This is a genomic window from Halomicrococcus gelatinilyticus, assembly GCA_024227995.1.
GTDB classification, from domain to species: domain Archaea; phylum Halobacteriota; class Halobacteria; order Halobacteriales; family Haladaptataceae; genus Halomicrococcus; species Halomicrococcus gelatinilyticus.
Genome location: CP100465.1, coordinates 1776292 through 1799401 on the forward strand (window position 1 = coordinate 1776292; position 23110 = coordinate 1799401).

General features: G+C 68.5%; 21 protein-coding genes. 10 read left to right on the forward strand and 11 right to left on the reverse strand.

What is annotated here, in order from left to right:
- Window positions 1-2 precede the first annotated feature (2 nt).
- The 7 genes from thsB to lipA form a co-directional block, all read right to left on the reverse strand.
- The gene (gene thsB / locus NKT36_RS09380; protein ID WP_407652165.1) at window positions 3-1649 is read right to left on the reverse strand and encodes a thermosome subunit beta; all 1647 of its coding nucleotides are present in this window, start codon (window positions 1647-1649) and stop codon (window positions 3-5) included.
- A 261-nt stretch (window positions 1650-1910) separates the two neighbouring features.
- Entirely contained in the window at window positions 1911-2726 is an 816-nt protein-coding gene (gene pheA / locus NKT36_RS09385; RefSeq protein WP_327050790.1) for a prephenate dehydratase, read from the reverse strand.
- A 123-nt stretch (window positions 2727-2849) separates the two neighbouring features.
- On the reverse strand, window positions 2850-4274 hold the full coding sequence (gene lpdA / locus NKT36_RS09390) for a dihydrolipoyl dehydrogenase (RefSeq protein WP_327050791.1): 1425 nt from the start codon (window positions 4272-4274) through the stop codon (window positions 2850-2852).
- A 1-nt stretch (window position 4275) separates the two neighbouring features.
- On the reverse strand, window positions 4276-5832 hold the full coding sequence (locus NKT36_RS09395; RefSeq protein WP_327050792.1) for a 2-oxo acid dehydrogenase subunit E2: 1557 nt from the start codon (window positions 5830-5832) through the stop codon (window positions 4276-4278).
- Window position 5833: 1 nt separating this feature from the next.
- Entirely contained in the window at window positions 5834-6835 is a 1002-nt protein-coding gene (locus tag NKT36_RS09400) for an alpha-ketoacid dehydrogenase subunit beta (RefSeq protein ID WP_327050793.1), read from the reverse strand.
- Window positions 6836-6838: 3 nt separating this feature from the next.
- The gene (gene pdhA, locus NKT36_RS09405; protein ID WP_407652166.1) at window positions 6839-7960 is read right to left on the reverse strand and encodes a pyruvate dehydrogenase (acetyl-transferring) E1 component subunit alpha; all 1122 of its coding nucleotides are present in this window, start codon (window positions 7958-7960) and stop codon (window positions 6839-6841) included.
- A 299-nt stretch (window positions 7961-8259) separates the two neighbouring features.
- Window positions 8260-9225: a lipoyl synthase gene (lipA, locus tag NKT36_RS09410; protein ID WP_327050795.1), complete on the reverse strand. Its 966-nt coding sequence runs from the start codon at window positions 9223-9225 to the stop codon at window positions 8260-8262.
- 365 nt (window positions 9226-9590) lie between these two features.
- Between lipA and NKT36_RS09415 the strand changes: the two genes are divergently transcribed.
- The 3 genes from NKT36_RS09415 to NKT36_RS09425 all read left to right on the forward strand — a co-directional run bounded on the left by NKT36_RS09415 (window position 9591) and on the right by NKT36_RS09425 (window position 12300).
- A complete protein-coding gene (locus tag NKT36_RS09415) occupies window positions 9591-9932 on the forward strand; it encodes a DUF378 domain-containing protein (RefSeq protein WP_327050796.1) in 342 nt (113 codons plus the stop codon).
- Window positions 9933-10167: 235 nt separating this feature from the next.
- On the forward strand, window positions 10168-11571 hold the full coding sequence (locus NKT36_RS09420) for an MATE family efflux transporter (RefSeq protein ID WP_327050797.1): 1404 nt from the start codon (window positions 10168-10170) through the stop codon (window positions 11569-11571).
- Between the two features lie 378 nt (window positions 11572-11949).
- Window positions 11950-12300 (forward strand): hypothetical protein, encoded by a 351-nt coding sequence (locus NKT36_RS09425; RefSeq protein WP_327050798.1) that lies wholly within the window; start codon window positions 11950-11952, stop codon window positions 12298-12300.
- A 1-nt stretch (window position 12301) separates the two neighbouring features.
- Here NKT36_RS09425 and citZ read toward each other — a convergent pair whose 3' ends face one another.
- Complete coding sequence (citZ, locus tag NKT36_RS09430; RefSeq protein ID WP_327050799.1) at window positions 12302-13441, reverse strand: citrate synthase; 1140 nt, start codon at window positions 13439-13441, stop codon at window positions 12302-12304.
- Between the two features lie 155 nt (window positions 13442-13596).
- Between citZ and NKT36_RS09435 the strand changes: the two genes are divergently transcribed.
- The 5 genes from NKT36_RS09435 to NKT36_RS09455 all read left to right on the forward strand — a co-directional run bounded on the left by NKT36_RS09435 (window position 13597) and on the right by NKT36_RS09455 (window position 18228).
- Window positions 13597-14787 carry a potassium channel family protein gene (locus tag NKT36_RS09435; protein WP_327050800.1) on the forward strand — a complete coding sequence of 397 codons (1191 nt, stop codon included), beginning with the start codon at window positions 13597-13599 and terminating at the stop codon, window positions 14785-14787.
- Window positions 14788-14985: 198 nt separating this feature from the next.
- Window positions 14986-16005, forward strand: a complete 1020-nt coding sequence (locus NKT36_RS09440) for a substrate-binding domain-containing protein (RefSeq protein ID WP_327050801.1) — start codon at window positions 14986-14988, stop codon at window positions 16003-16005.
- A 5-nt stretch (window positions 16006-16010) separates the two neighbouring features.
- Complete coding sequence (locus NKT36_RS09445) at window positions 16011-16715, forward strand: ABC transporter permease (protein ID WP_327050802.1); 705 nt, start codon at window positions 16011-16013, stop codon at window positions 16713-16715.
- Window positions 16712-17539, forward strand: a complete 828-nt coding sequence (locus NKT36_RS09450; protein WP_327050803.1) for an ABC transporter ATP-binding protein — start codon at window positions 16712-16714, stop codon at window positions 17537-17539. Before NKT36_RS09445 ends, NKT36_RS09450 begins: the two co-directional genes overlap by 4 nt.
- Entirely contained in the window at window positions 17536-18228 is a 693-nt protein-coding gene (locus NKT36_RS09455; protein ID WP_327050804.1) for a TOBE domain-containing protein, read from the forward strand. Before NKT36_RS09450 ends, NKT36_RS09455 begins: the two co-directional genes overlap by 4 nt.
- Window positions 18229-18279: 51 nt before the next feature.
- On the opposite strand, the gene NKT36_RS09460 is transcribed toward NKT36_RS09455, so the two are convergent.
- Genes NKT36_RS09460 through NKT36_RS09470 form a run of 3 tightly spaced genes read right to left on the reverse strand, consistent with a single transcriptional unit; the run spans window position 18280 to window position 20385 of the window.
- Window positions 18280-18555 (reverse strand): DUF7536 family protein, encoded by a 276-nt coding sequence (locus NKT36_RS09460; protein WP_327050805.1) that lies wholly within the window; start codon window positions 18553-18555, stop codon window positions 18280-18282.
- A gap of 38 nt (window positions 18556-18593) precedes the next feature.
- Window positions 18594-18980 (reverse strand): RidA family protein, encoded by a 387-nt coding sequence (locus NKT36_RS09465; RefSeq protein ID WP_327050806.1) that lies wholly within the window; start codon window positions 18978-18980, stop codon window positions 18594-18596.
- A gap of 31 nt (window positions 18981-19011) precedes the next feature.
- Window positions 19012-20385, reverse strand: coding sequence for an MFS transporter (locus tag NKT36_RS09470; RefSeq protein ID WP_327050807.1), 1374 nt, complete (start codon window positions 20383-20385; stop codon window positions 19012-19014).
- A gap of 180 nt (window positions 20386-20565) precedes the next feature.
- Here NKT36_RS09470 and NKT36_RS09475 point away from each other — a divergent pair, with 180 nt between their 5' ends.
- Together NKT36_RS09475 and NKT36_RS09480 are read left to right on the forward strand one after the other, a co-directional pair.
- Window positions 20566-21522, forward strand: coding sequence for a succinylglutamate desuccinylase/aspartoacylase family protein (locus tag NKT36_RS09475; protein WP_327050808.1), 957 nt, complete (start codon window positions 20566-20568; stop codon window positions 21520-21522).
- Entirely contained in the window at window positions 21522-22613 is a 1092-nt protein-coding gene (locus NKT36_RS09480; RefSeq protein ID WP_327050809.1) for a pyridoxal-phosphate dependent enzyme, read from the forward strand. The genes NKT36_RS09475 and NKT36_RS09480 overlap by 1 nt, the downstream gene beginning before the upstream one ends.
- The last annotated feature ends 497 nt before the right edge of the window (window positions 22614-23110 follow it).

Below are 23110 nucleotides of genomic sequence, written 5' to 3' on the forward strand. Positions count from 1 at the left end.
GCTTACATCGCGCCGCCCATGCCGCCCATGCCGCCCATGCCGCCCATGCCGCCAGCGCCGCCGGCCTCGTCGTCGCCCTTGTCGGTCGACAGTTCGCCGGCGGAGATGATGTCGTCGATCTTGAGCACGAGGTTCGCGGCCTCGGTGGCAGAGGAGACGGCCTGTTCCTTGGCGTGGGCCGGCTCGACGACGCCGGCGTCGAAGGTGTCCTCGACCTCGGTGCTGAAGACGTTCAGGCCGGCGCGGACGTCGCCGCCCTCGTGGGCCGCGCGCAGGTCGACGAGCGTGTCGATGCTGTCGAGACCGGCGTTCTCGGCGAGCACGCGCGGGACGAGTTCGAGGGAGTCGGCGAACGCCTCGACGGCGAGCTGCTCGCGCCCCTCGACGCCGTCGGCGTAGTCGCGGAGGCGGCTGGCGAGCTCGACCTCGATGGCACCGCCGCCGGCGACGACGCGGCCGTCGCTGACGGTCTGGGCGACGACGTCGAGCGCGTCCGTGACGCCGCGCTCCAGCTCGTCGACGACGTGGTCGGTGGAGCCGCGCAGGAGGAGGGTGACGCCGTGGGAGTCCTCGCCCTCGACGTAGAACATCTCGTCGTCCTCGTCGCGGGTGACGTTGCCCGTGGCGACGTGGTCTTCGGTCGCGCTGTCGAGGTCGGAGACGATGTCCGTGTCGAGGACCTCACGGAGGAACTGGACGTCGCTCTTCTTGACGCGGCGGACGGCCAGGATGTCCTCCTTCGCGAGGTAGTGCTGGGCCATGTCGTCGATGCCCTTCTGGCAGAAGACGACGTCCGCGCCCGTCTCCTTGATCTGCTCGACCTTCTCCTTCAGCTGCTTCTCCTCCTGGTCGAGGAAGTTCTGGAGCTGGTCGGGGTCGTTGATGGAGATCTCGGTGTCGACGTCCGTCTCCTCGACCTCGATGGCCTCGTTGAGGAGGAGGACATTGGCGTCCTCGACGGACTTGGGCATGTTGTCGTGGACGGGGTCCTTGTCGACGATGGCTCCCTCGAGGAGCTCGGACTCGCCGGCGGAGTGGCCGGTCTGGGTCTCGATGTTGATGAACTCCATGTCGACGGTGTCCTCGACGGTGACCTGTTGGACCGCGTCGACGATGATCTCGCTCAGGCGCTCCTTGTTGAGTTCGGCGCCCTTGCCGGTCATCGACGTCTCGGCGACCTTCCGGAGGAGGTCCTCGTCGTCGGTGTCGATGTCCTCGGCGATGTCGTCGATCTCCTCACGGGCCTTCTCGCTGGCGAGGTGGAAGCCCTTGATGACCGCCGTCGGGTGGATGTCCTGCTCGAGGAGGTCCTCGGCGCTCTTGAGGAGTTCGCCGGTGACCGCGACGGCCGTCGTGGTGCCGTCGCCCGCCTCGTCCTCCTGGGTCTCGGCGACCTCGATGATCATCTCGGCCGTCGGGTTGTCGATGTCCATCTCCTTGAGGATGGTCACGCCGTCGTTGGTGATGGTCACGTCGCCCATCGAGTCGACGAGCATCTTGTCCATCCCTTTCGGGCCGAGCGTGGACCGAACGGCGTCCGCGACTGCGCGGGCCGCCGTGATGTTGTGCTCCTGCGCGTCCTTGTCCTTGACGCGCTGGGAGTCCTCCGACATTACGATCATCGGCTGGCCTTGCATACGCTGACTCATAGTACAGTGTCGAGTATGATTGTGCTTCTATATAAAAGTTTTCTTCAGGGCGGTGGTCGGTGACGAGTAGCGGACGGAGCTCGGAGCGGAAAACCCGGCGACTGCGTTCGGGGAGACCGGATTTCGTGCGAATCTATAGCATGTTAAACTCTGCCGAACTGGTTGGCCGGCCGAGGTTTTAAATAGAATAGTGGTGCGGTTCGGCTGCACGTCGCGTCGAGCATCGGAGACCGACGTCGCCGGCGCGTCGAGGACCGAACTTCAGCCCGAGTCGGAGAACATGACGTGTTCCGTGTCGTAGGAGCCGAGCCGGCGGACCCAGCCGTTCTCGGCGATCTCCTCGACGACCTCGACGGCCTCCCTGGCGCGGTCCTCGTACAGCCCCGCCTCGAGGTCGACGTGGAAGACGTAGTCGCCGAGTCGCTCGCCGCTGGGTCGCGACTCCAGGCGCGTCAGGTTCACGGCGCGGTCGGCGAACGGTTCGAGCAGTTCCAGCAGCAGGCCGGGGTAGTTCGCGTTCGGGTAGATGACGAGCGAGGACTTCCCGCCGGCCTCCGTGCGCTCCTCGGCCGGCGCGAGGACGAAGAAGCGCGTCTCGTTCGAGTTGCGGTCCTGGATGTCCTCGGCGAGCACCGTCAACACCTCCGCGCTGTCGGGGTGGGCGATGGCGGCGACCGAGGGGTCCTCCCGCGCCCGCTCGACCCCGCGGGCGGTGCTCGCGACCGCCTCGCTGTCGACGTCGGGGTACTCGTCTTCGAGGTACGACCGGCACTGCGCGAGCGCCTGCGCGTGGCTGGCGACGACGTCGAAGTCCGCCGACTGGGCCATCAGCGCGTGCCGGATGGGCGTCACGAGCTCCCTGACGACCGCAACGTCGTGTTCGGTGAGCGCGTCCAGCGTCTCGGTGACGCTGCCCTCGATGCTGTTCTCGATGGGGACGACCCCGCGCTGGAACTCGCCGTCCACGACCGCCTCGACGATGGCCGTGACCGACTCGCGGAACGCTACCTCGTCGGCGACCGAGCTGGCGGCGCGGTGCGAGTAGGTCCCCGCCGGCCCGAGCGTGACTGCTTTCATCTGCTCGTTCCTTCCACAGTGGTCGTGAAAAGACCGTCGGGTGTGACAGATATGGCTGCCCGGGAGTACGTGGCAGCCAAACTACAGAAAAGCGGCCGCGAGTCAGCGGTTCAGCACGCGCGCCTATCGGTTCAGCGTGTGGATGGCGTGGCCGAGCGCGTTCTCGGCGGACTCCATGACCGCCTCCGACAGCGTCGGATGGGTGTGGACCGTGGCGGCCACGTCCTCCAGCGTCGCGCCCATCTCGATGGCCAGACCGAGTTCGGCGACGAGTTCGGACGCCTCGGGGCCGACGATCTGCGCGCCGAGCAGGAAGCCGCTGGGCTCGTCGGCGACGACGCGCACGAAGCCCTCGGCGTGGCCGGTGGTGAGCGCGCGGCCGCTCGCCTGGAACGGGAACTGGCCGACCGTCGGCTCGAATCCCTGCTCCTCGGCTTCCGCCTCGGTCATGCCGACCGTCCCGATCTCCGGTTCGGTGAACACGGCGGCGGGCATGGCCTGGTAGTCGATGGCCGCGGGCTCGCCCGCGATGACCTCTGCGGCGACCTGCCCCTCCGTGCTCGCCTTGTGCGCGAGCATCGGCTCGCCGGCCACGTCGCCGATGGCGTAGATGTGGTCGACCTCGGTGCGCGCGCGGTCGTCGGTCTCGATGAAGCCGGCGTCGTCGGTCTCGATGCCGGCGTTCTCCAGTTTGAGCGTGTCCGTGACGGGCTCGCGGCCGACCGCCACGAGCACCTTCTCCGCGCCGAACTCCGAGACCTCGCCGTCCTCGTTCTCGGTCGTGACGGTGATGCCGCGGCCGGCCTCCTCCCAGCCCTGCGCGGCCTCGCCGAAGTGGAAGTCGACGCCCAGTTCCTCGGCCTTCTGCTTCACCGGGCGGGCGAGGTCGTCCTCGTAGCCCGGCAGCACGGAGTCGAGCATCTCGACGACGGTGACGTCCGTGCCGAGCTTGGCGAACACGCCCGCCAGCTCCATGCCGATGTAGCCCGCGCCGACGATGACGAGGCTCTCGGGCGCCTCCTCGAGCGCGAGCGCCTGCCGCGAGTTCAGCACGGGGTCGTCGCCGAAGTCGAAGCCCGGCACCTGGATGGGCCGGGAGCCCGTGGCGACGATGGCGTGCTCGAACTCGACCGTCTCCGCGCCCTGGCCCTCGCCGCCGTGGACGACGCGCGCGGAGTTCTCGTCGGCGAACTCGGCGCGGCCCTCCATCAGCGTCACGCCGTTGGCCTTGCAGAGCTTCTCGACGCCGCCGGTGAGCTGGTCGACGACGCCGTCCTTCCACTCGACCATCTCCGCGACGTTCACGTCGAGCTTCGTGTAGATGCCCATCTCCTCCGCGTTGTTCGCGTCGTGGGCTAGCCCGGTCGCGGTTATCATCGCCTTCGAGGGGATGCAGCCGTAGTTCAGGCAGGTCCCGCCGTAGGCGTCCTTTTCCACCAGCGTCACGTCCAGGTCGAGCTGACCCGCGCGGATGGCGGCGACGTAGCCGCCCGGTCCCGCGCCGACGACCAGCACGTCCGTTCCAGTTGATATGTCTCCGACGACCATGTTATTCGAGTAGCAGCAGCTTCGGTTCGTTCAGGTACTTCAGCACCGTGTTGGCGAACTCGGCGGCGACCGCGCCGTCGATGACGCGGTGGTCGATGGACAGCGAGATGGGGAGCGTGTAGCGCGCCTCCACCTCGCCGTCGACCACTGTCGGCCGCTGTTTCAGTTCGCCCAGACCGAGGATGGCGACCTCGGGGTAGTTGATGATGGGCGTGGCGTACTCGCCGCCGATGGCGCCGAAGTTCGTGATGGAGAAGGTCCCGCCCTGCATCTCGTCGACGGCGATGGTGCGGTCGCGTGCCTTCTGGACCTTCTCGTTCATCTCCGAGGCGACCTGGAGCATGTCCTTCTGGTCGACGTCGTCGACGACGGGCACCATCAGTCCGTGGTCGGTGCCGACCGCGACGCCGATGTTGTAGTAGTTCTTGAGGACGATCTCCTCGTTCTCCTCGTCGAGCGTGGAGTTGAGGTAGGGGAACTCCTTCAGCGCCGCCACGATGGCCTTCATGATGAAGGGCATGTAGGTGAGGTGGATGCCGCGCTCCTCGGCGACCGCCTTCAGCTCCTCTCGCGTCTCCACCAGCTTCGTCACGTCGATGGTGTCGTGGTGGGTGACGTGCGGCGCGGTGTACTTCGACTGCTCCATCTGCTCGCCGATGGTCTTGCGGATGCCCTTGTAGGGGACCCGCTCCTCGCGCGGGCCGGTCTCGCCCGTCGCGACCGCCGCGGCGTCGGCCTGCTGGGCCGCCTGCTGCGCTTCGGCGTACTCCATCACGGCCTCGGGCGTGACGAACGCCTCGCCGTCGCGCTGTTCGACCGCCGGCACGGCGTCGAGGTCGACGCCCTCCTCCTCGGCGAGGCGTCGGGTCGCGGGCGCGGCCAGCGTGCGGTCGCGGTCGGCGGGCTCGACCGACGACGTGTCCGGGCCGCTGTTGGCGCCACCGCCCAGCGGTTCGACCGGCTCCTCCCCGGTCTCCGGTTCCGTCGACTCGACGTCGGGGCCGCTGTTGGCACCGCCGCCGGTCGGCTCGATCGGCTCCTCGTCTTCCTCGGCCGCGGCGCGCACGTCGCGCTCGGTCACGCGACCGCTCGGGCCGGTGCCCTCGACCGCGGCGATGTCGACGCCGAGTTCGCGGGCGACGCGCCGAGCGCTCGGCGCGGCGAACACGCGCCCCTCGGGCGTCTCCGTCTCCTCGCTGGCCTCGGCTTCGCCGGACACTTCCGGCTCCTCGGCGACCGCCTCCTGGGACTCGGTCGGCTCGTCGCTCCCGGCGCTCTCGGTCTCCGCCGTGTCCGCCGTTTCGGACAGTTCGTCCTCACCCTCGACGTTGAAGGTGATGATGACGTCGCCGACGGGGACGACCTCGCCCTCCTCGGCGAGCAGTTCGCGGACGGTACCGTTGACCGGCGAGGGAACCTCGACGATGGCCTTGTCCGTCTCGACCTCGGCGACGGGCTGGTCCTCGCTGACCTCGTCGCCGGGTTCGACCTGCCAGCTGACGAGTTCGCCCTCGGCGACGCCCTCGCCGACGTCGGGAAGCTTGAACTCTCGTACCATGTCAGAATCCCACCGCGTCGCGGATGCCTTCCTTGATGCGAGCCGGTTCGGGCAGGTAGTAGTCCTCGAGGCTGTACAGCGGGAACGGCGTGTCGAAGCCGGTGATGCGCTCGACGGGCGCCTCCTGGTACAGCAGTGCCTCCTCCTGGATGGTCGCGGCGATCTCGCCGGCGAGGCCGCCGGTCTTCGGTGCCTCGTGGACGACCGCCGCGCGGCCGGTCTTCTTGAACGACTCGACGATGGTCTCGTCGTCGAGCGGCGAGACGGTCCGGAGGTCGACGACCTCGACGTCGATCTCGCCTTCGAGGTCCTCGGCGGCCTCCATCGTCGGGCGCACCATCGCGCCCCACGTGAACACCGAGATGTCCGACCCTTCGCTGCGGACCTTGGCCTCGCCGATGGGGACCTCGTAGGACTCCTCGGGAACCTCCTCGCGGAACGCGCGGTAGATGAGCTTCGGTTCGAGGAAGATGACCGGGTCGGGGTCGCGGATGGCGCTGGTGAGCAGTCCCTTCGTGTCGTAGGGCGTGCTCGGCATGACCACCTTCAGCCCGGGCTGGTGGGCGTACATCGCCTCCATCGACTCGGAGTGGTGCTCGGGCGCGCGGATGCCGCCGCCGTACGGCGCGCGGACGACCATCGGGCAGGTGAACCGCCCGCGGCTCCGGGTGCGCAGCCGGGCCGCGTGGGAGACGATCTGGTCGTACGCCGGGTACATGAACCCGGAGAACTGCATCTCGGGGACGGGCTTGAGGCCGTAGGCCGCCATCCCGATGGCGGTCCCGACGATGCCGGACTCGGCGAGCGGCGTGTCGATGACGCGGTCCTCGCCGAACTCCTCGTAGAGGCCCTCGGTGGCGCGGAAGACGCCGCCGTTCTTGCCGACGTCCTCGCCCATGACGACGACGTCCTCGTCCTGCTTCATCTCGGTGTACAGTCCGTCGCGAACCGCCTGAACGAGCGTGAGATTCTCCGTTTCCTGCGTGGTTTCAGCCTGACTCATTGGTTAGTCCTCCAGAAGTGCTTCGTCGCCGTACTGCTCTCGGATCCGCTCGAACCACTCGAGCTGTTCCTCGAGGCGCTTGGGCATGCCCTCGTAGACGCTCGCGAACATCTCCTCGGGCTCGGGGCGTTCGACGGCCTCCGCCGCGTCGATGGCGTCGGCGACGCGCTGTTCGACCTCGTTGCCGATGGCTTCGACGCCCTCGTCGTCGAGCCGGCCCGTGTTCCGGAGGAACGACTCCAGGCGCGGGATGGGGTCCTTCTGCTTCCAGCGCTCGACCTCCTCCTCCTCGCGGTAGACGGACGGGTCGTCGGCCGTCGTGTGCGCGCCGAAGCGGTACTGGACCGCCTCGATGAGCGTCGGGCGCAGTTCGTCGTCGCCCGGGTTCTTCGCCTTCTCGACGGCGTCGCGGGTCACCTTGTACACCGCGAGCGGGTCCATGCCGTCGACCTGGACGCCCTCGAAGCCGTACGCCTGGGCCTTCTGGGCGATGGTCTCGCTGGCCGTCTGGCGCTCCCGCGGTACGGAGATCGCCCACTGGTTGTTGTTGCAGAAGAACACCGACGGGGTGTCGAACACGCCGGCGAAGTTGAGTCCCTCGTGGAAGTCGCCCTCGCTGGTCGCGCCGTCGCCGAAGTAACAGAGGAATGCGTTCTCCTCTCCCTTCAGCTTCGACGCCCACGCCGCCCCCGTCGTGTGGGGGATCTGGGTGGCGATGGGCACCGCGACGGTGAAGATGTTGGCGTCGTCCGGGATGGCGTTGCCCTCCTCGTGGCCCATCCAGTACAGCAGCGTCTGCTTCAGCGAGAGGCCGCGGACGACCGCCGCCGCGTGCTCGCGGTAGCTGGGGAACATCCAGTCGTCGTCGTCCAGGGCGTAGACGCTGCCTACCTGGGCGCCCTCCTGGCCCGACAGCGGCGGGTACGTCCCCATCCGGCCCTGGCGCTGCAGGCTGACCGCCCGCTCGTCGAAGTGGCGGGCCAGCCGCATGTCCCTGTACATCTCCACGAGTTCCTCGTCGGAGAGGTCCGGGACCTCCGCATCGTCCAGCACCGAACCGTCCTCGTCGAGTACCTGTACGCGTTCACGGGGGTCTTGGTGTACGATGCTCACGGTCGAACCCATCCTGACATGTATAGGCAATCTCTGCCTCTGGTTATAGGGTTTTCGTAATTAACTTCCCATAGGGAACTGCTGTCGCTGGATTTTACCTGGTTTGTATTTTGTACGCTCACAGAAATTCAGTGTTTAAACTTCGGTGCCCGTATCGGCCCTGGAACTGTCGGTGCGTTCTCACCGTACAACGCTCAGGGCGTTCCTTTCGGTTCACGTTGGCGTGACGAAACTATCGTGCGCTCCCCGCTCGCTCAGTCCGAGGCAACTGCGTTGCCCGCGGCTCGCGGGTCGCTGTGCTCCCCGCTCGCTCAGTCCGAGGCGGCTACGCCGCCTCGTGCCTCTCGCCGCGCCTGTTCCACCGACTTGCCGTCCCGGATGACGGCGTCCACGAACAGTTCGCCCGCCTTGTACGACGAGCGGACCATCGGGCCGCTGGCGCAGTAGAGAAAGGAGAGTTCCTCCTCGGCGACCGCCCGCCACGTCTCGAACTTCGAGGGGTGGACGTACGACTCGACGTCGAGGTGGTCGCGGGAGGGTTGGAGGTACTGTCCGAGCGTGACGATGTCCACGTCGATCTCCCGGAGGTCCGACAGCGTCTGGTACACCTCGTGGTCGTACTCGCCGACGCCGAGCATCAGGCTCGTCTTCGTGTAGATGTCCGACTCGCGCTCGACCTGTTCGAGCACCGCGAGGCTCTGCTCGTAGCCCGCTCGCGGGTCGCGGACCGGCTGCTGGAGGCGTTCGACCGTCTCGACGTTGTGCGCGATGACGTCCGGCTCCGCGTCGATGATCTTCCGTATCAGCTCCGCGTCGCCCTGGAAGTCCGGGATGAGCACCTCGACGAGGATGCCGGGGTCGCGCTCCTTTATCTCCCGGATGGTCCGGGCGAAGTGGGCGGCGCCCTGGCCCTCCAGGTCGTCGCGGTCGACCGACGTCAGGACGACGTAGTCCAGACCGATCTCGGCGACGGCGCTCGCCACGTTCGCCGGTTCGTCCGGGTCGAGCGGCTGGCCGCCGCCGGTCGCCACGTCGCAGAAACTGCAGTTGCGGGTGCAGTGGTCGCCCATCAGCATGAACGTCGCCGTGCCGCCGGCGTCCCCGCTGCCCGACGACGCGCGATTCCGCCCGCTCCAGCACTCCCCCAGGTTCGGGCAGTTCGCCTCCTCGCAGACCGTGTGGAGGTCGTGGTCCCGCAGCGTCTGCTTGATGTCCGTGAACTCCTTCCCGGCGGGTGGCTGCGTCTTCAGCCAGTCGGGTTTCCGGCGGCGACTCATTGGCGGACGTTGGGGGTGCGACGACAAAAGGATACGGTGTTCGAGGGCGGGAGTGGACGTTCGTTCGGTTTTCTCGCCCTCGGGTCGGCGGTCGCGGCTCGACGCCGGCACCGCTGGCGACTGCGGGGTCGGGACGCGGTACGGTTGCCGGTCGCGCAGGTCGAGGGTACAGCGCCGGACCGTCCGGCGGCGACCGCTCGTCGGCGGCCCGAGGAGTAATCGCGACTACTCGCCGGCGCTCCCTGACGCCGTGCTGTGAGCGCCGTCCGACGGTCGACCGGTGTCGTCGACCGCCGGCAGGTATCGTGACGATTCCGTCCTGTAACCAGCACATAACAAAGGAGCGCAGCGTCCTTCCTTGACTCATGAACACGAACGGATGGGACTGGCTCGCCGTGCTGCTGGTCGTCGTCGGTGCCCTCAACTGGGGCGTCATCGGCGCCACCGGTCTCATGGGTGACGAGACCAACCCGGTCGAGGTGGCGAGCGAGACCATCTTCCAGCCGGGTATCGACGACACGGTGAGCTACCTCGTCTACCTCCTCGTCGGTCTCGCCGGCCTCTACCACGTCTACATCGGCTACAGGATGTTCCGGTCGAGCCGTCGGGACACGAGACGGGCGCAGCGCGCCACCGAAGAGCGGACGGAGGCCGACCAGCGGACGGAGGCCGACCAGCGGACGGAGGCCGACCAGCGGACGGAGTAGCCGGTGACCCTGTAGCCGGCGACCCTTGTCGGCGTTCGGCGGTACCGACGAGCGGTGCCGACGGTCGTGATTCTGCGGCCAGGAGGCCGACGTAGCGTGGCGGCTGGGTAGTCGCGACCGTTCGAACGCGGGATTGCTGGGGTGCAGCGGCCGCGCACGCTGTGAGCGCAGTGACTTCCACTACCACACCTATAAATACTATCGGAATTTTATGCTCGAATAGAAGGCAAAATACATGCTCGACGTGTCACGTGATGAAATCACTGACGGTTCGCTGACCCGGGCGCTGCTGGTCCTCGCCGCCCCGCTCGTCGCCCAGAACCTCGTGCAGGTCGGCCAGCAGGTCATCGACACCTTCTGGCTCGGACGGCTCGGCGAGGACTCGGTCGCGGCGGTCGGCCTGAACTTCCCCATCACCGCCCTCCTGCTGGCCGCCTTCGTCGGCATCACGATAGCGACGCAGGTGCTCGTCTCCCAGCGCGTCGGTGCCGAGGACCCCGCGGGGGCACGCCGGGCGGCGTTCCACGGCATCGTCCTCTCGTTCGGCATCGGCGTCGCGCTCACCGTTCTCGTCTGGCTCCTCGCGGCCGACGTCGTCGCGCTGTTCGGGGTCGAGCCCTCCGTCGCGGAACTGGCGACCACGTACCTCGCGACGTACGCGCTTGGGTTCCCCCTCATGGCGTCGAGCGACGCCATCGAGATGGGCTTCGTCGGCTGGGGCGACTCCCGCGCCGCGCTGTACATCAACGTCACGGCCGTCGTCGTCAACGTCGTCCTCGACCCGGTGCTCATCTTCGGCTACGGGATTCCGGGCTTCGAGGGGTTGGCAATCCGGGGGGCCGCCCTCGCCACCGTCGTCGGGTACGCCTCCGGATTCGGCCTCGCGTTCGCGATGTTCCTCCGCGGGCGCGACGGTTACACCCTCACCCGGTCGGCGGCGACGTTCCGACTCGACGACGCCCGCGAACTCGTCGCCATCGGCCTCCCGCGGTCGGGCCAGCACGCCGCCTCCCAGTCGGCCCGCGTCCTGATGATCGCCATCGCGGCGGCCGCGGGCGGGTCGGCCGCGCTCGCCGCGTACAACGTCGGCGGACGCATCGCCAGCATCGCGTTCATCCCCGCGAGCGGACTCGCGCAGGCCGCCCAGAGCGTCGTGGGCCAGAACGTCGGCGCCGACAAGCCGGCTCGCGCGAGCCGTGCGACGTGGCTGGGCGCGGGCATCGCTGCCGGTGGACTGTCGCTCGTCGGGGTCGTCCAGTGGTTCGTCCCCGGTCTGCTGACGAGCGTCTTCGTTCCCGACATGACCCAGCAGGGGCTCGCGTACACTGTCGACTACCTGCAGATACTGGTCTTCGGCTACTGGGGCATCGGCGCGATGTACCTGTTCAACGCCGGGTTCAACGGCGCTCGTCGCACCAGGACGACCATGGTCGCGGACCTGCTCAAGTACTGGGGCGTCCGACTGCCGGTCGCCGCGGCCGGTGTCGCGCTACTCGACTTCGGTGCTCACGCCGTCTTCTGGGCCGTCACCGTCTCGAACGTGATCGGCGCGGTCGGCATGGGGACGTACTACTACTACACGTCGAACAACGGCCTGTTCGAACGGGCGGCCGACGTGGCGTCGAGCCCGGCGGACTGACCGCTCGTCGGCCGTCGAAGGGGGGAAAGAAGGGGGGAGCGCGGAGCGTGTGACCGCATCCGAACTCATCGACCGGAATGCCTTAAACCCACGGGGGGCGGAGCGAAAGTAAAACCGCTGTACGGGAGTGCGATGCTCGACGCGTCTGCCCTCCGTCAGACGCCGGCGTCTGACAGCCGTACGACGCGAGTCTTGCAGCGCGTGACCGGGCGCGTCACTTCCGGGTACGCGTAGATTTCCATCTGTCTTACACGCCCCTACCGGGTGCCGTCCACCGTCTGCCGCCGTGTTTGTCAGTTGCTATCGTATGTGTTCACCCCATAACTATCTATAAATTATAGTAAAAATTCATAGTTGTCTGTCGGGAACCACAGGTCGATGTACGAGGTTCGAGCGAACACGGTGAAGAATCGACTCTACCTGACTCTCGACGGCAAGATGGACGAGGACGAGGCGAGCGACGCCGCCGAGGAGGCGATCGCGGCGGTCGAGGAACTCGACCCCGGGTTCGACATCGTCAACGACATGTCGGGGTTCCAGCCGGTGTCCCAGGAGGCGGCGGAACGAATCGGCGAGGCGAAGGAGGTCATGGAGGCGAACGACGTCGACACCGTCGTTCGGGTCGTCGGCGACTCCTCCATCGGCAAGATGCAGTTCGACCGTGTCGGCGAGACGGACTACGAGACCCTGACGGCGGAATCGGTCGAAGAAGCGGAATCGAAGCTCTGAGCTAGCGCTCGTCTATCGGGACGAACTCCTGGTTCCGGGGGCCGACGTACTTGGCCCGCGGGCGGATGAGGCGGTTGTCGTCGTACTGTTCGAGGACGTGGCCGACCCAGCCGCCGACGCGACTCATCGCGAAGATCGGGGTGTAGATGTCGATGGGGATGCCCATCTGGTAGTACGTGGAGGCGGAGTAGAAGTCGACGTTCGGCGCGAGGCCTTTCTCCTCCTGCATGAACTCCTCGATGGCGGCGGACATCTCGTACCACTTGGTGTCGCCGGCTGCCTCGCCGAGTTCCTCGCTCTTCTCGCCGAGGATTTTGGCGCGCGGGTCCTTGACGTTGTAGACGCGGTGGCCGAAGCCCATGACGCGCTCGCCGCGGTCGAGGGCGTTCTGCACCCACTCGACGGGTTCGGCGTCGCTCTCGTCGACCTCCTTCAGCATGCGCATGACGTTGGCGTTCGCGCCACCGTGCAGCGGACCGGCGAGCGTCCCGATGGCGCTCGTGACCGCGCTGTGGACGTCCGAGAGCGTGCTGGACGTGACCATCGAGGAGAACGTCGAGGCGTTCAGGCCGTGGTCGGCGTGCAGCACCAGGGCCATGTCGAACGTCTCCGCGAGCACGTCGTCCGGCTCCTCGTCGTTGAGCATGTAGAGGAAGTTCTCGGCGTGTCCGAGGTCCTCCCGGGGTTCGACGGGGTCGTCGCCGTCGCGGAGGCGACTGAAGGCCGCCAGGATGGTCGGGACCTTGACGGTGATGCGCCGTCCCTTGCGGAGATTGGCCTCGTGGTCGTCCGGGTCCGTCTCGGCGTCGTCGGGGTCGTACGCCGAGAGCATCGAGACGGTGGTGGCCAGCGCGGACATGGGGTTGGCGTCGGCCGCGGCGAGTTCGCGGACCGCGTCCATGACGCCGTCGTCGACGTCGCGCTCGGCACTCATCGCCTCGCTGAACGCGTCGAGCTCGTCGCGGTCCGGGAGCTCACCGTGCCAGAGGAGGTACAGGACCTCCTCGTAGCTTGCCTCGCGCGCGAGGTCTTCGATGGCGTACCCGCGATACACGAGTTCACCCTCGTCACCATCGATATGACTGAGCGCCGACTCCGCGACAACCACGCCCTCCAGTCCTTTCTTGACCTCGTCTGACATACCCTGGTGATTGATTGCCATCCCCGAAAAGGATTACCGTTCGTCGTCGACGCGCCGCGGACGGGCCGAACGCCCGCGATTCCGCGACTGTACCGTCGCTGGTCGCGTCGCTCACCCCACGAACGTTTTTACGAGATGCCGACCAACCCGGGCCTATGGACCCCGCGAGCGACGTGGAGTACGAACCCCGGAGCGTGAAGGAAGTGCTCGCGGAGATGAAAGACACCGCGGAACTGCTCATCGACCTCTCGTTCTCCGCGGTGCTCAACGGGAGCGACGACATCGCGTCCGAGGTGGTCGACCTCGAACACCGGATGGACGTCCTGGAGCTGCAGGCCCGCATGAGCCTCCTGATGGCGGCCCGGAGCCCGGAGGACGCCGAGGAGCTCGCGCCGGTGCTCGGCGTCGTCGGGGCCGCCGAGAAGATCAGCAACGCGGCCGGCGACATCGCCAAGGTCGTGCTCGAGGACATCCGGCTCCCGGAGGCGATGCGGGCGTCGCTCCCCGAGGCGGTCGAGACGCTCGTGCGCGCGTCGGTCGCCGGGGACTCGTCGCTCGACGGGGAGACGCTCGGCGACCTCAACCTCGAAACGGAGACCGGCGTCCGGGTCATCGCCATCCACCGCGGTGGCGACTGGATACTCGACCCCGACGAGGACACGGAAATCCTGGCGGACGACCGACTGCTGCTGCGCGGCCCGGACGAGGGCATCGCGACGGTGTACGAGGACGCCACCGGCGACGCCTACGAACCGCCGGAACCGCCGACGGGCGGCGACGACGACCTCGAACGCGCCGTCGACTCGATCGTCCTGATGAAGAACATGAGCGAACTCGCCGTCGACCTGGCCTACGGGAGCGTCCTCTTCGACAGCGAGGACGTCGCCGAGGAGGTGGTCGAACTCGAAGCCGAAGTCGACGCGCTGCAGTCGCGCTTCGAGGCGTGGACGCTCCAGGCGGCGGCGCGAGTCGACGACCCCGTCTCGCTCCGCGGTCTCGTCCACCTCGCCAACAGCACGGAGGTCATCAGCGACGCGGCGCTGGAGATCAGCGAGGGCGTCCTGAGCGGTCTCGGCACCCATCCGGTGGTCGAACACGCCGTCCAGGAGAGCGACGAGGTGTTCGTCCGCGTCCCCGTCGCGCCGGGCAGCGAGTTCGACGGGACGACGCTGGGCGAGGAGCGGGTCGAGACCGAGACGGGGATGCGGGTCATCGCGGTCCGTCGCCCGCCGGCCGACTGGGTCGTCTCGCCGGGCCCGGAGACAGACGTCGAGGCGGGCGACGTGCTGCTGGCGAAGGGTACCCGCTCCGGTGCCGAGCGCCTCGACGAACTCACGGGCGACTGACCGCCGCTGCTTCTGCCGCCGTCCGTCCCGCGTCGACCGACCGGTACGCGCTGGTGGAGCACCGTTCTCGCCCCGGTCCCCGTCGGTCCCGACGAGTCCCACCGGAACCGTTCCACGGGCGACCGGCTCACCGGGCCGCGAGCCCGCCGTCGTGCTGCGATGCCAACAGTTAATACTCTCCATTCCATCGATGTTTCCATGACGATACAACGACGCCAGTTCATCCGAGCGGCTGTGGCAGGCTCGGTCGTTGGCGTCGCCGGGTGCGTGGGGCAGCAGACCGGCAATCAGGATCAGACGACGAACCAGGGGAACGGAGATCAGGGTTCGGGCAAGATCGGCGACGGCGAACTGGTCCTGGCGACGACGACGAGCACGTACGACACGGGACTGCTCGGCAAGCTCAACCCCGTCTTCGAGCGGAACTACGGGGTGACGGTCAAGACGATACCGAAGGGGACCGGCGCGAGCCTCCGGACGGCGCGCGACGGCGACGCCGACGTCATCCTCGTCCACGCGCGGAACGCCGAGGACGAGTTCATGCGGGACGGGTTCGGCGTGAACCGCCGCGACGTCATGTTCAACGACTTCGTCGTCGTCGGTCCCGAGGACGACCCGGCGGGCATCAACGGGATGGGCAGCGCGACGAAGGCGTTCTCGACCATCGCCGATGAAGGGACGACCTTCGTCTCGCGGGGCGACGACTCCGGGACGAACAAGAAGGAGCTCATCGTCTGGGACGAGGCGGGCGTCGACCCGAGCGGACAGTGGTATCGCGAGATCGGCAAGGGGATGGGCGACACCCTCGTCCAGGCCAACCAGACCGGCGCGTACACGCTGGCCGACCGGGGGACGTACCTCTCGATGAAGGACGAGATCGGTCTCGTCATCCACGTGCAGGGGCCGCTCAAGGACGGGCCGGTCATCCTGAAGAACCCGTACGGCGTGATGGCGGTGAACCCGGCCAGGTACTCCGACGTGAACTACCAGGCCGCGATGGCCTACGTCGGCTTCCTCACGAGTCCCAGGGGCCAGTCGATGATCGAGAACTACACCGCGAACGGCTCGCAGCTGTTCTTCCCGAACGCCATCGCCGAGGACCCCGACTTCCAGCAGTACGTGCCGCAGGGCTACTCGGCGCAGCAGGCGAAGAGCCTCTCGCGGGCGGACAAGCAGTTCCTGCACTGGGTGGAGACCGAAGTGCCCGCTGACTACTGACGCCGATGCTAGCCCTGCAAGTACAACTCCCTGAAGGTGGCTGGGCGTACGTCGTCAGTATCATCCTCGTCTCGCTGCAGGTGAGCGTGACCGCCGTCGGACTGAGCACGCTCGTCAGCCTCCCGGTCGCGCTGCTGATCGGCTTCACCGACTTCCCGGGCAAACGGGGCGTGACGGCCGTCATCAACACCGGCATGGGGTTCCCGAGCGTGGTGGTCGGGCTGGTCGTCCTGATGGCGCTCTCGAACAGCGGGCCGCTGGGCGACCTCGACCTCGCGTTCACGCCGCAGGCGATGATCGTCTCGCAGTTCGTCCTGGCGACGCCGGTCATCACGAGCGTCAGCCTCTCGGCGGTCGAGGGGGTCGAGCAGCAGGTTCGAGACGCGGCCTACGCCATGGGCGGGACGAACGTCGACGTCGGCCTCGTCGTCATCAAGGAAGCCCGGTACGGGATCGTGACCGCGATACTCGCCGGGTTCGGGCGCGCCATCAGCGAGGTCGGGTCGATCCTCATCGTCGGCGGGAACATCGTCTTCAGCGACGGCCAATCGTACACCCGGACGCTGACGACGGCGATCACCGTCGAGGCACGCCAGGGCCGGTACGAGATCGGCCTCGTCCTCGGCGCGATACTGCTGTTGCTCGTGCTCGGCGTCAACGGGCTGGGTTCCTGGCTCCGGAGCAAGGGACGGGGGCGACGCTCGTCATGACGCTGACAGCGACGGACGTCTCGATGGGGTTCGACGGTGATTCCGTCCTGGAGGACGTCTCCATCGGCGTCGAGTCGGGCGAGGTGCTCACCGTCGTCGGACCGTCCGGAACCGGAAAGACGACGCTGCTACGGTTGCTCGCGCTGTTCCGACCGCCCGACTCGGGAACGGTCGCGTGGAACGGGACCGACGTCTGGTCGCTCTCCGAGGAGGAACGGCTGGCGATCCGCCGACGCATGAGCATGGTGTTCCAGGAGCCGAGCCTCTTCAACGCGCCCGTCCACCGGAACGTCACGTACGGAACCCGCGTCAGACAGTCGTGGTGGGACCGGCTCGGCGCGAGCGTCCGGGAACGGTTCGACGACCCACCGCTGTCCGATTCGGTCCGGGCCGCGCTCGAAACGGTCGGGCTGACCGAGAAGGCCGGCCAGAACGCGCTCTCGCTCTCCGGTGGCGAGGCACAGCGCGTCGCGTTCGCGCGCGCGCTCGCCGTCGAACCGGGCGTGTTGCTGCTCGACGAACCGACGTCGAACCTCGACCCCCGAAACACGGCGATGCTCGAGGACGCGATCCTCCGGGCGCGAGACCGAGACGTCGGCGTCGTGGTCGCCACCCACGACATGCACCAGGCCGAACGCATCTCCGACCGGATCGGATTCGTCTTCGGCGGCGAACTGGTCGAGACTGGGCCGCCGGAACAGATATTCGAGGACCCGGCGGACCCGCGAACCGAGCGGTTCACCGGCGGTGAATTGATATACGAGGCGGAGCCATCAGAAGTAATCGAACGGGAGAACACTATCTTTCCGACGAGGTCGACATGAAGACGCGCGGCGAACCGTACATCGAGATCGACGGCGTGACCGTCGACGAGCGTGACGTGGAGGCCCTCCGGGGTATCCAGAAGCACGGCTCGATGCACCGCGCCGCCGCCGAACTCGGCCGGTCTTACTCCCGCATCCAGCAGCGGATGACCGAACTCGAGGATTCGCTCGGACCGCTCGTCACCAGGCAGCGCGGTGGCGAAGGCGGCGGCGGGAGCACGCTCACGGCCGACGCTCACGAACTGCTCGCCCGGTTCGACCGACTGCGGGCGGAGTTCTCCGGACTGGCGCGCACCGAGGAGTCGGTCTTTCCAGGGACGGTCGTCGACAGGGAGGAGCGACTCGGAACGATCGAGACGCCGGCGGGGATGGTCCGCGGGCTCGTGCCGGCCGACGTGGACGGCGTCCAGGTCGGCGTCCGCTCGGACGCGGTCGCCCTGACGACGCCCGACGAGGCCCCGGAGCCTGCCGGGACGAGCGTCCGCAACCGGTTCCGCGGGACGGTCACGCAGATCGAATCCGAAGGTGGCATCGCTCGCGTCACGGTCGACGTCGGGGCCGACTCGCCGCTGCGGACGCTCGTGACCCGGGCCAGCCTCGACGTGCTCGACCTGGCAGTGGGCGACGCGGTCGTCGCGTCGTTCAAGGCGACGGCGACGCGCGCCGTCCCCGACCCGGGCACCGACTGACGTCCGCTCGAACGGGCGACTCTCGCGGCCCGTCGAGCGAGTGCGAGAGCCCTAGTCGAGGTCGCGCACCAGGTGCCGCGCGGAGGCGAACGTGAGCACGGTCGTCACCAGCGCGCCGAGCGCGAACGCCAGCACGAACGCGAGCGCGAGGAAGTGCAGCGGTCCGCCCGCCTGGCCGCGGACCTGCCCCACGACGCCGACCCGGTAGCCGTACAGCAGCGCCGCGACGACGACGCCGACGGCGAAGCCGACGGCCGCGTTCCGCCGGACGTTCAGCGCCTCGACGAGGCCGCCCGTCGGCGGCCGGTCCGGGATGTCTCGTTGCACGCGCGACGCTTGGTGCGGTCGGGTAAAAGGCGCGTCGGTCACCGGACGACGGCCTCGGCCTCTATCTCGACCAGCATCGCGGGGTCGACGAGCGCGCTCACCTCGACCATGGTGGTCGCCGGGCGCACGTCGCCGAATAACTCGGCGTGGGCTTCCCCGACCGCCTCCCAGTGGTCGACGTCGGTGACGTACAGGCGCGTCCGGACCACGTCGTCCAGGCCCGCGCCCGCCTCGTCGAGCGCCCGTTCGACGTTCGAAAGCGCCTGCCGCGCCTGGGCGTACGGGTCGCCCTCGCCGACGACGTCGCCGTCCTCGTCGGTCGCGGTCGTGCCGGCGACCTCGACGGCGTCGCCGACCCGGACGGCGCGGGAGTAGCCGACCTTCGATTCCCACTCGGTGCCGCTCTGGACGGTCTGTCGTTCCATGTCGGCCCTCTGGTTCGAGTCGTCAAAACGGTTAGGCGTACGCGTCGAGTTCGCGCCCGAACGCGACGAAGTAGGCGACGCCGGCCAGGCCGACGACGGTCGCGATACCGAACGCGAGCACTGGCCCGCCGACGGTCGCCACGCCGGGGACGCTCGTCGCCGGGAGACCGTAGAGCCACCCGCCGACGGCGGCGCTCGGGATGGTGAGGGCGTTGCGGACGAGGTAGTACGACCCCACGACGCGCCCGCCGGCGTCCTCCTCGGCGGGACCGACGATGAGCGCCTTGTGCGCGGGGAGGCCGGCGAAGCGGAGTCCGGAGACGGCGAAGAGGAGCGCGACGAGTTCGGCCTCCGAGAGCGCGACGGTGCCGAGGGCGGGCAGCGCGACCACGACGCCGCCCGCGGGCGCGGTGACGAGCAGGACGGGAAAGACGGCGTAGACGACGAACCCGAGCGCGACGACGGGCTTGAGACCGACCCGCCGGGCGAGTTTCGCGACGGGGACCATCGTCGCCAGCGCGACGGCCATCTCGACGGCGAGCAGCACGCCGAAGAACGCCTCCGGGCCGAGGTAGCCGACGACCGGCAGCGTCGCGGACACTTCCAGGTACGTCGTCACCACGAGCACGACGAAGACGTACACCATCCCGTTGGCGAACCGGACGAGGGTGTCGCCGACGAGCAGCGGGCGCAGGGTCGCCGGCATCGTCCGGAGGTCGTCGACCACCTGGGAGACGCCCGCGAACGAGGAGCCGAGGGAGTCCTTCTCCGCCGCGTAGAGGTGGTGCTGGGCGACGGTGGCGACCAGGCCGAACGCCGCCGCCACGCCGAGCACGTACCGGAATCCGGGGTCGAAGCCGTACGCCGCGATGAGCGCCGCCGCCAGCAGCGGGCCGAGCAGGAACGCCGTCCGGCGGAACGTCTCCGTGCTGGCGAACCCGGTCGCCAGTTCCGACGGCGGGACGCTCTGTTTCACGATGGCGAAGGTCGCGCCGAGACCGAACGACTTCCAGGCCTGCGCGAACGCGAGGCCGGCGAATATCCAGAGCCACGCCGGCACCGCGGGGATGGCGTCGAGCGCGGGCGCGCCGAACCACAGCAGAAAGCCAGCGGTCGACGCCAGCCCGAAGAGGGTGAGCGCGGTGCGCGAGCCGATGCGGTCCGAGAGCGCCCCGCCGGGGTAGGGGTAGACCGCGCTGATGAGGTTGCCGAAGCTCCCGTAGAGGCCGATGACGAGGCTGGTCGCCCCGAGGAACTCCAGGTAGCGACCCATGTATCGCCCCGTCATCTGGAAGCCGAGGCTGAACGCGAACATCGCCAGCGAGAGGACGAGCACGTCCCGCTCGAGCGCGAAGAACTGGCGGAACGGTTCGAACGCGTTGACGGATTCCTCGTCGGTCGACACGGGTGTGACGTCGGACGAAGCGGGCAAAAATCCACGGTTCGCGTGGTAACAACTAGCATACGAGCGGTCCCGCGTCCGCCGCCAGCCGTCGGGGTCGGCCACGTCGAGCGCCGCAGGACGACCGCCAGCAGGGGTCGAAGACCGAACTGCTAAAGACCGTTCGGAAACGGTGTGAGTGTAATGACAACGCTCGGAACGGCGAGCGCGGCCCCAGGGGAGATCGACACGGGGCGGCTCGCGGTGGGTGAGACGCGCGACGGGAGCCAGTTCGGCCTCCCCGTCGCCGTCGTCAACGGGGACGAGGACGGCGACACCCTGTACGTGCAGGCCGTCAGCGACGGCGACGAACTCAACGGACTGGGCGTCGTCCAGCGCGTCCTCCCGCAGCTTCGCCCCGAGGAACTGTCGGGCACGGTGCTCGTGGTCGGCGTCGTCAACTACCACGCCTTCCAGGTCGCCGAACACCGCAACCCCATCGACGACACGAAGATGAACCGCGCCTACCCCGGCAACGAGTCGGGGACGTCGAGCGAACGCATCGCGGCGGCCACCTTCGAGGCGGCTACCCGCGCCGACCTCGTGCTCGACCTCCACCAGGGCTCGACCAGCCGGATGCTGAACGAGGCCCGGGTCCGCTGTGGCCCCCGCCACCGCCTCCACGGCGAGTGTCTCGAACTCGCGAAGGTGTTCGGCTGCGGGCACGTCCTCGACCAGAAGGGTCCCGACGGCCAGCTCGCCCGCGCCGCGCCGGACGAGGGCATCCCGACCATCGACCCCGAACTCGGCGGCTGCGTCGGCTGGGACGAGGAGAGCATCCAGTACGGCGTCGAGGGCGTGTTCAACGTCCTGCGCTACTACGGCTTCCTCGACGGCGACGTGGAGATCGAATCCCAGACCCGTGCGACCGGGTTCGACCGCTACGGCGCGCCGAGCGGCGGCCTCGTCAGCTTCCAGAAGGACCTCGGCGACCGCGTCGAACCGGGCGAGGTGCTGTTCGAGGTTACGGACGTCTTCGGCCGGCTGAAGGCGGAGGTCACGGCGGACAAGGCCGGCATCTTCTGGCGCTCGCGCCGTCTCCCGCAGGTCGCCACCGGCGAGTACGTCTGCTCGGTCGGCACCGACGTGGACGAGTACTGATGGCCGCCGACCTGCGCTGTCCCGCCTGCGACCGGACCTACGACGCCGGCCCCGACGAGCCGTGGCGCTGCGACTGCGGCCACCCGCTGGAGTTCGCGACGCGGCCGCTCCCCGACCGCCCCGCGCCCGACTTCGCCGAACTCGACACCCGCGACGGTCTGTGGGCGTTCGAGGAGTTCCTCCCCGTCCGGCGACTCGTCAGCCTCGGCGAGGGGTTCACGCCGCTCGTCGACGCCGACGACTGGGACGCACAGTTCAAGCTCGACTGCGTGTTCCCCTCCGGGAGCTTCAAGGACCGCGGCGCGACCGTCACCCTCTCGCGGGCCGCCGAACTCGGCGTCGAGACGGTGCTGGAGGATTCCTCGGGCAACGCCGGCGCGGCCATCGCCCAGTACGCCGCCCGCGCGGACGTCGACGCCGACATCTACGTCCCGGCGGACGCCAAGCAGTCGAAGCTCGCCGCCATCGAGCGGGCGGGCGCCACGCCGGTCCGCATCGAGGGGACCCGACAGGACGTGACCGACGCCTGCATCGACGCGGTCGAGTCGGGCGAGGGCTGGTACGCCAGCCACGCCTGGAACCCCGCCTTCTTCGCCGGCACCCAGACGTTCGCGTTCGAGGTGGCCGCCCAGCGCGACTGGTCGGTCCCCGACGCGGTCGTCGCGCCGCTGGGCCACGGCACCCTCTTCCTCGGCGCGTACCGCGGCTTCCGCGCGCTCTCCGACGCGGGGTGGACCGACGCGATGCCTCGTCTGCTCGGCGTGCAGGCCGCCGGCGTCGCCCCCGTCGCGGCGGACCTCCACGAGGGGAGCGACGCCGAGCGCAACGACGTGGCCGACGGCATCCAGATAACCGACCCGGCGCGCGGCGACCAGATTCGCGACGCCATCGAAGCGACCGGCGGCGACGCCATCGCGCTCGACGCGGCGTCCACGCGCGACAGCCTCGACGCGCTCCACCGCTCGGGCTTCTACGTCGAACCGACCAGCGCCGTCGCCGTCGCCGGCCTGCGAGCGTATCGCGAGCGCGACGTCCTCGACGAGGACGCGGACGTGGTGGTCGCGCTCACCGGCAGCGGCCTGAAGTCGTAGCGTATCTCGTTTCTGTAGCGACGTACTGGGCGAACGCGTTCGGAGAAGCGTCTGCTGATTCGGCGACGGTGCTGACTGCCCCGAAAGCCCCGCGTGCTTGACTCCCCGGACTCGCTGCGCTCCTCGCCGCCTGCGGCGGCTGCGGTGCTTACATCGTCCAGGCACGTCGACCACGCGGCCCCTTTCAGTCCCGCCCGTTTCGGCTGCCCGGTCAAGCTACGCGGAGGGACTGAAAGGGGCCGAGTTGTCGGCGACTCCCGGCGACGTCGTCGTGAGCGAAGCGAGCGACGGCTCGGCGAGCGTGCTCGCCGGTGCAAGCACCACAGGTCGAAGACCGTGGAGCGCAGCGAGCCGCGGGAGCCGACAATTCGGGGGCTTTCGAGGCCGTCACGGCCGTTCCAGCAGAACGACTGCGCGACTCAATCACCTGCTGTCGTACGCCCGTCACGGGAGTGCGTCGGAACATCGTCTGCTGTCGGCCCCACAAGAGATTTATA

Coding starts and splice junctions, on each gene's coding strand:
- NKT36_RS09445 (WP_327050802.1), top strand. CDS start 16,011: ATGCTAGCCCTGCAAGTACAACTCCCTGAAGGTGGCTGGGCGTACGTC.
- pheA (WP_327050790.1), bottom strand. CDS start 2,726: ATGAAAGCAGTCACGCTCGGGCCGGCGGGGACCTACTCGCACCGCGCC.
- NKT36_RS09440 (WP_327050801.1), top strand. CDS start 14,986: ATGACGATACAACGACGCCAGTTCATCCGAGCGGCTGTGGCAGGCTCG.
- NKT36_RS09450 (WP_327050803.1), top strand. CDS start 16,712: ATGACGCTGACAGCGACGGACGTCTCGATGGGGTTCGACGGTGATTCC.
- NKT36_RS09480 (WP_327050809.1), top strand. CDS start 21,522: ATGGCCGCCGACCTGCGCTGTCCCGCCTGCGACCGGACCTACGACGCC.
- NKT36_RS09455 (WP_327050804.1), top strand. CDS start 17,536: ATGAAGACGCGCGGCGAACCGTACATCGAGATCGACGGCGTGACCGTC.
- NKT36_RS09435 (WP_327050800.1), top strand. CDS start 13,597: ATGGACCCCGCGAGCGACGTGGAGTACGAACCCCGGAGCGTGAAGGAA.
- pdhA (WP_407652166.1), bottom strand. CDS start 7,960: ATGGGTTCGACCGTGAGCATCGTACACCAAGACCCCCGTGAACGCGTA.
- lipA (WP_327050795.1), bottom strand. CDS start 9,225: ATGAGTCGCCGCCGGAAACCCGACTGGCTGAAGACGCAGCCACCCGCC.
- NKT36_RS09465 (WP_327050806.1), bottom strand. CDS start 18,980: ATGGAACGACAGACCGTCCAGAGCGGCACCGAGTGGGAATCGAAGGTC.
- NKT36_RS09475 (WP_327050808.1), top strand. CDS start 20,566: ATGACAACGCTCGGAACGGCGAGCGCGGCCCCAGGGGAGATCGACACG.
- NKT36_RS09395 (WP_327050792.1), bottom strand. CDS start 5,832: ATGGTACGAGAGTTCAAGCTTCCCGACGTCGGCGAGGGCGTCGCCGAG.
- NKT36_RS09425 (WP_327050798.1), top strand. CDS start 11,950: ATGTACGAGGTTCGAGCGAACACGGTGAAGAATCGACTCTACCTGACT.
- citZ (WP_327050799.1), bottom strand. CDS start 13,441: ATGTCAGACGAGGTCAAGAAAGGACTGGAGGGCGTGGTTGTCGCGGAG.
- NKT36_RS09400 (WP_327050793.1), bottom strand. CDS start 6,835: ATGAGTCAGGCTGAAACCACGCAGGAAACGGAGAATCTCACGCTCGTT.
- thsB (WP_407652165.1), bottom strand. CDS start 1,649: ATGAGTCAGCGTATGCAAGGCCAGCCGATGATCGTAATGTCGGAGGAC.
- NKT36_RS09415 (WP_327050796.1), top strand. CDS start 9,591: ATGAACACGAACGGATGGGACTGGCTCGCCGTGCTGCTGGTCGTCGTC.
- NKT36_RS09420 (WP_327050797.1), top strand. CDS start 10,168: ATGCTCGACGTGTCACGTGATGAAATCACTGACGGTTCGCTGACCCGG.
- lpdA (WP_327050791.1), bottom strand. CDS start 4,274: ATGGTCGTCGGAGACATATCAACTGGAACGGACGTGCTGGTCGTCGGC.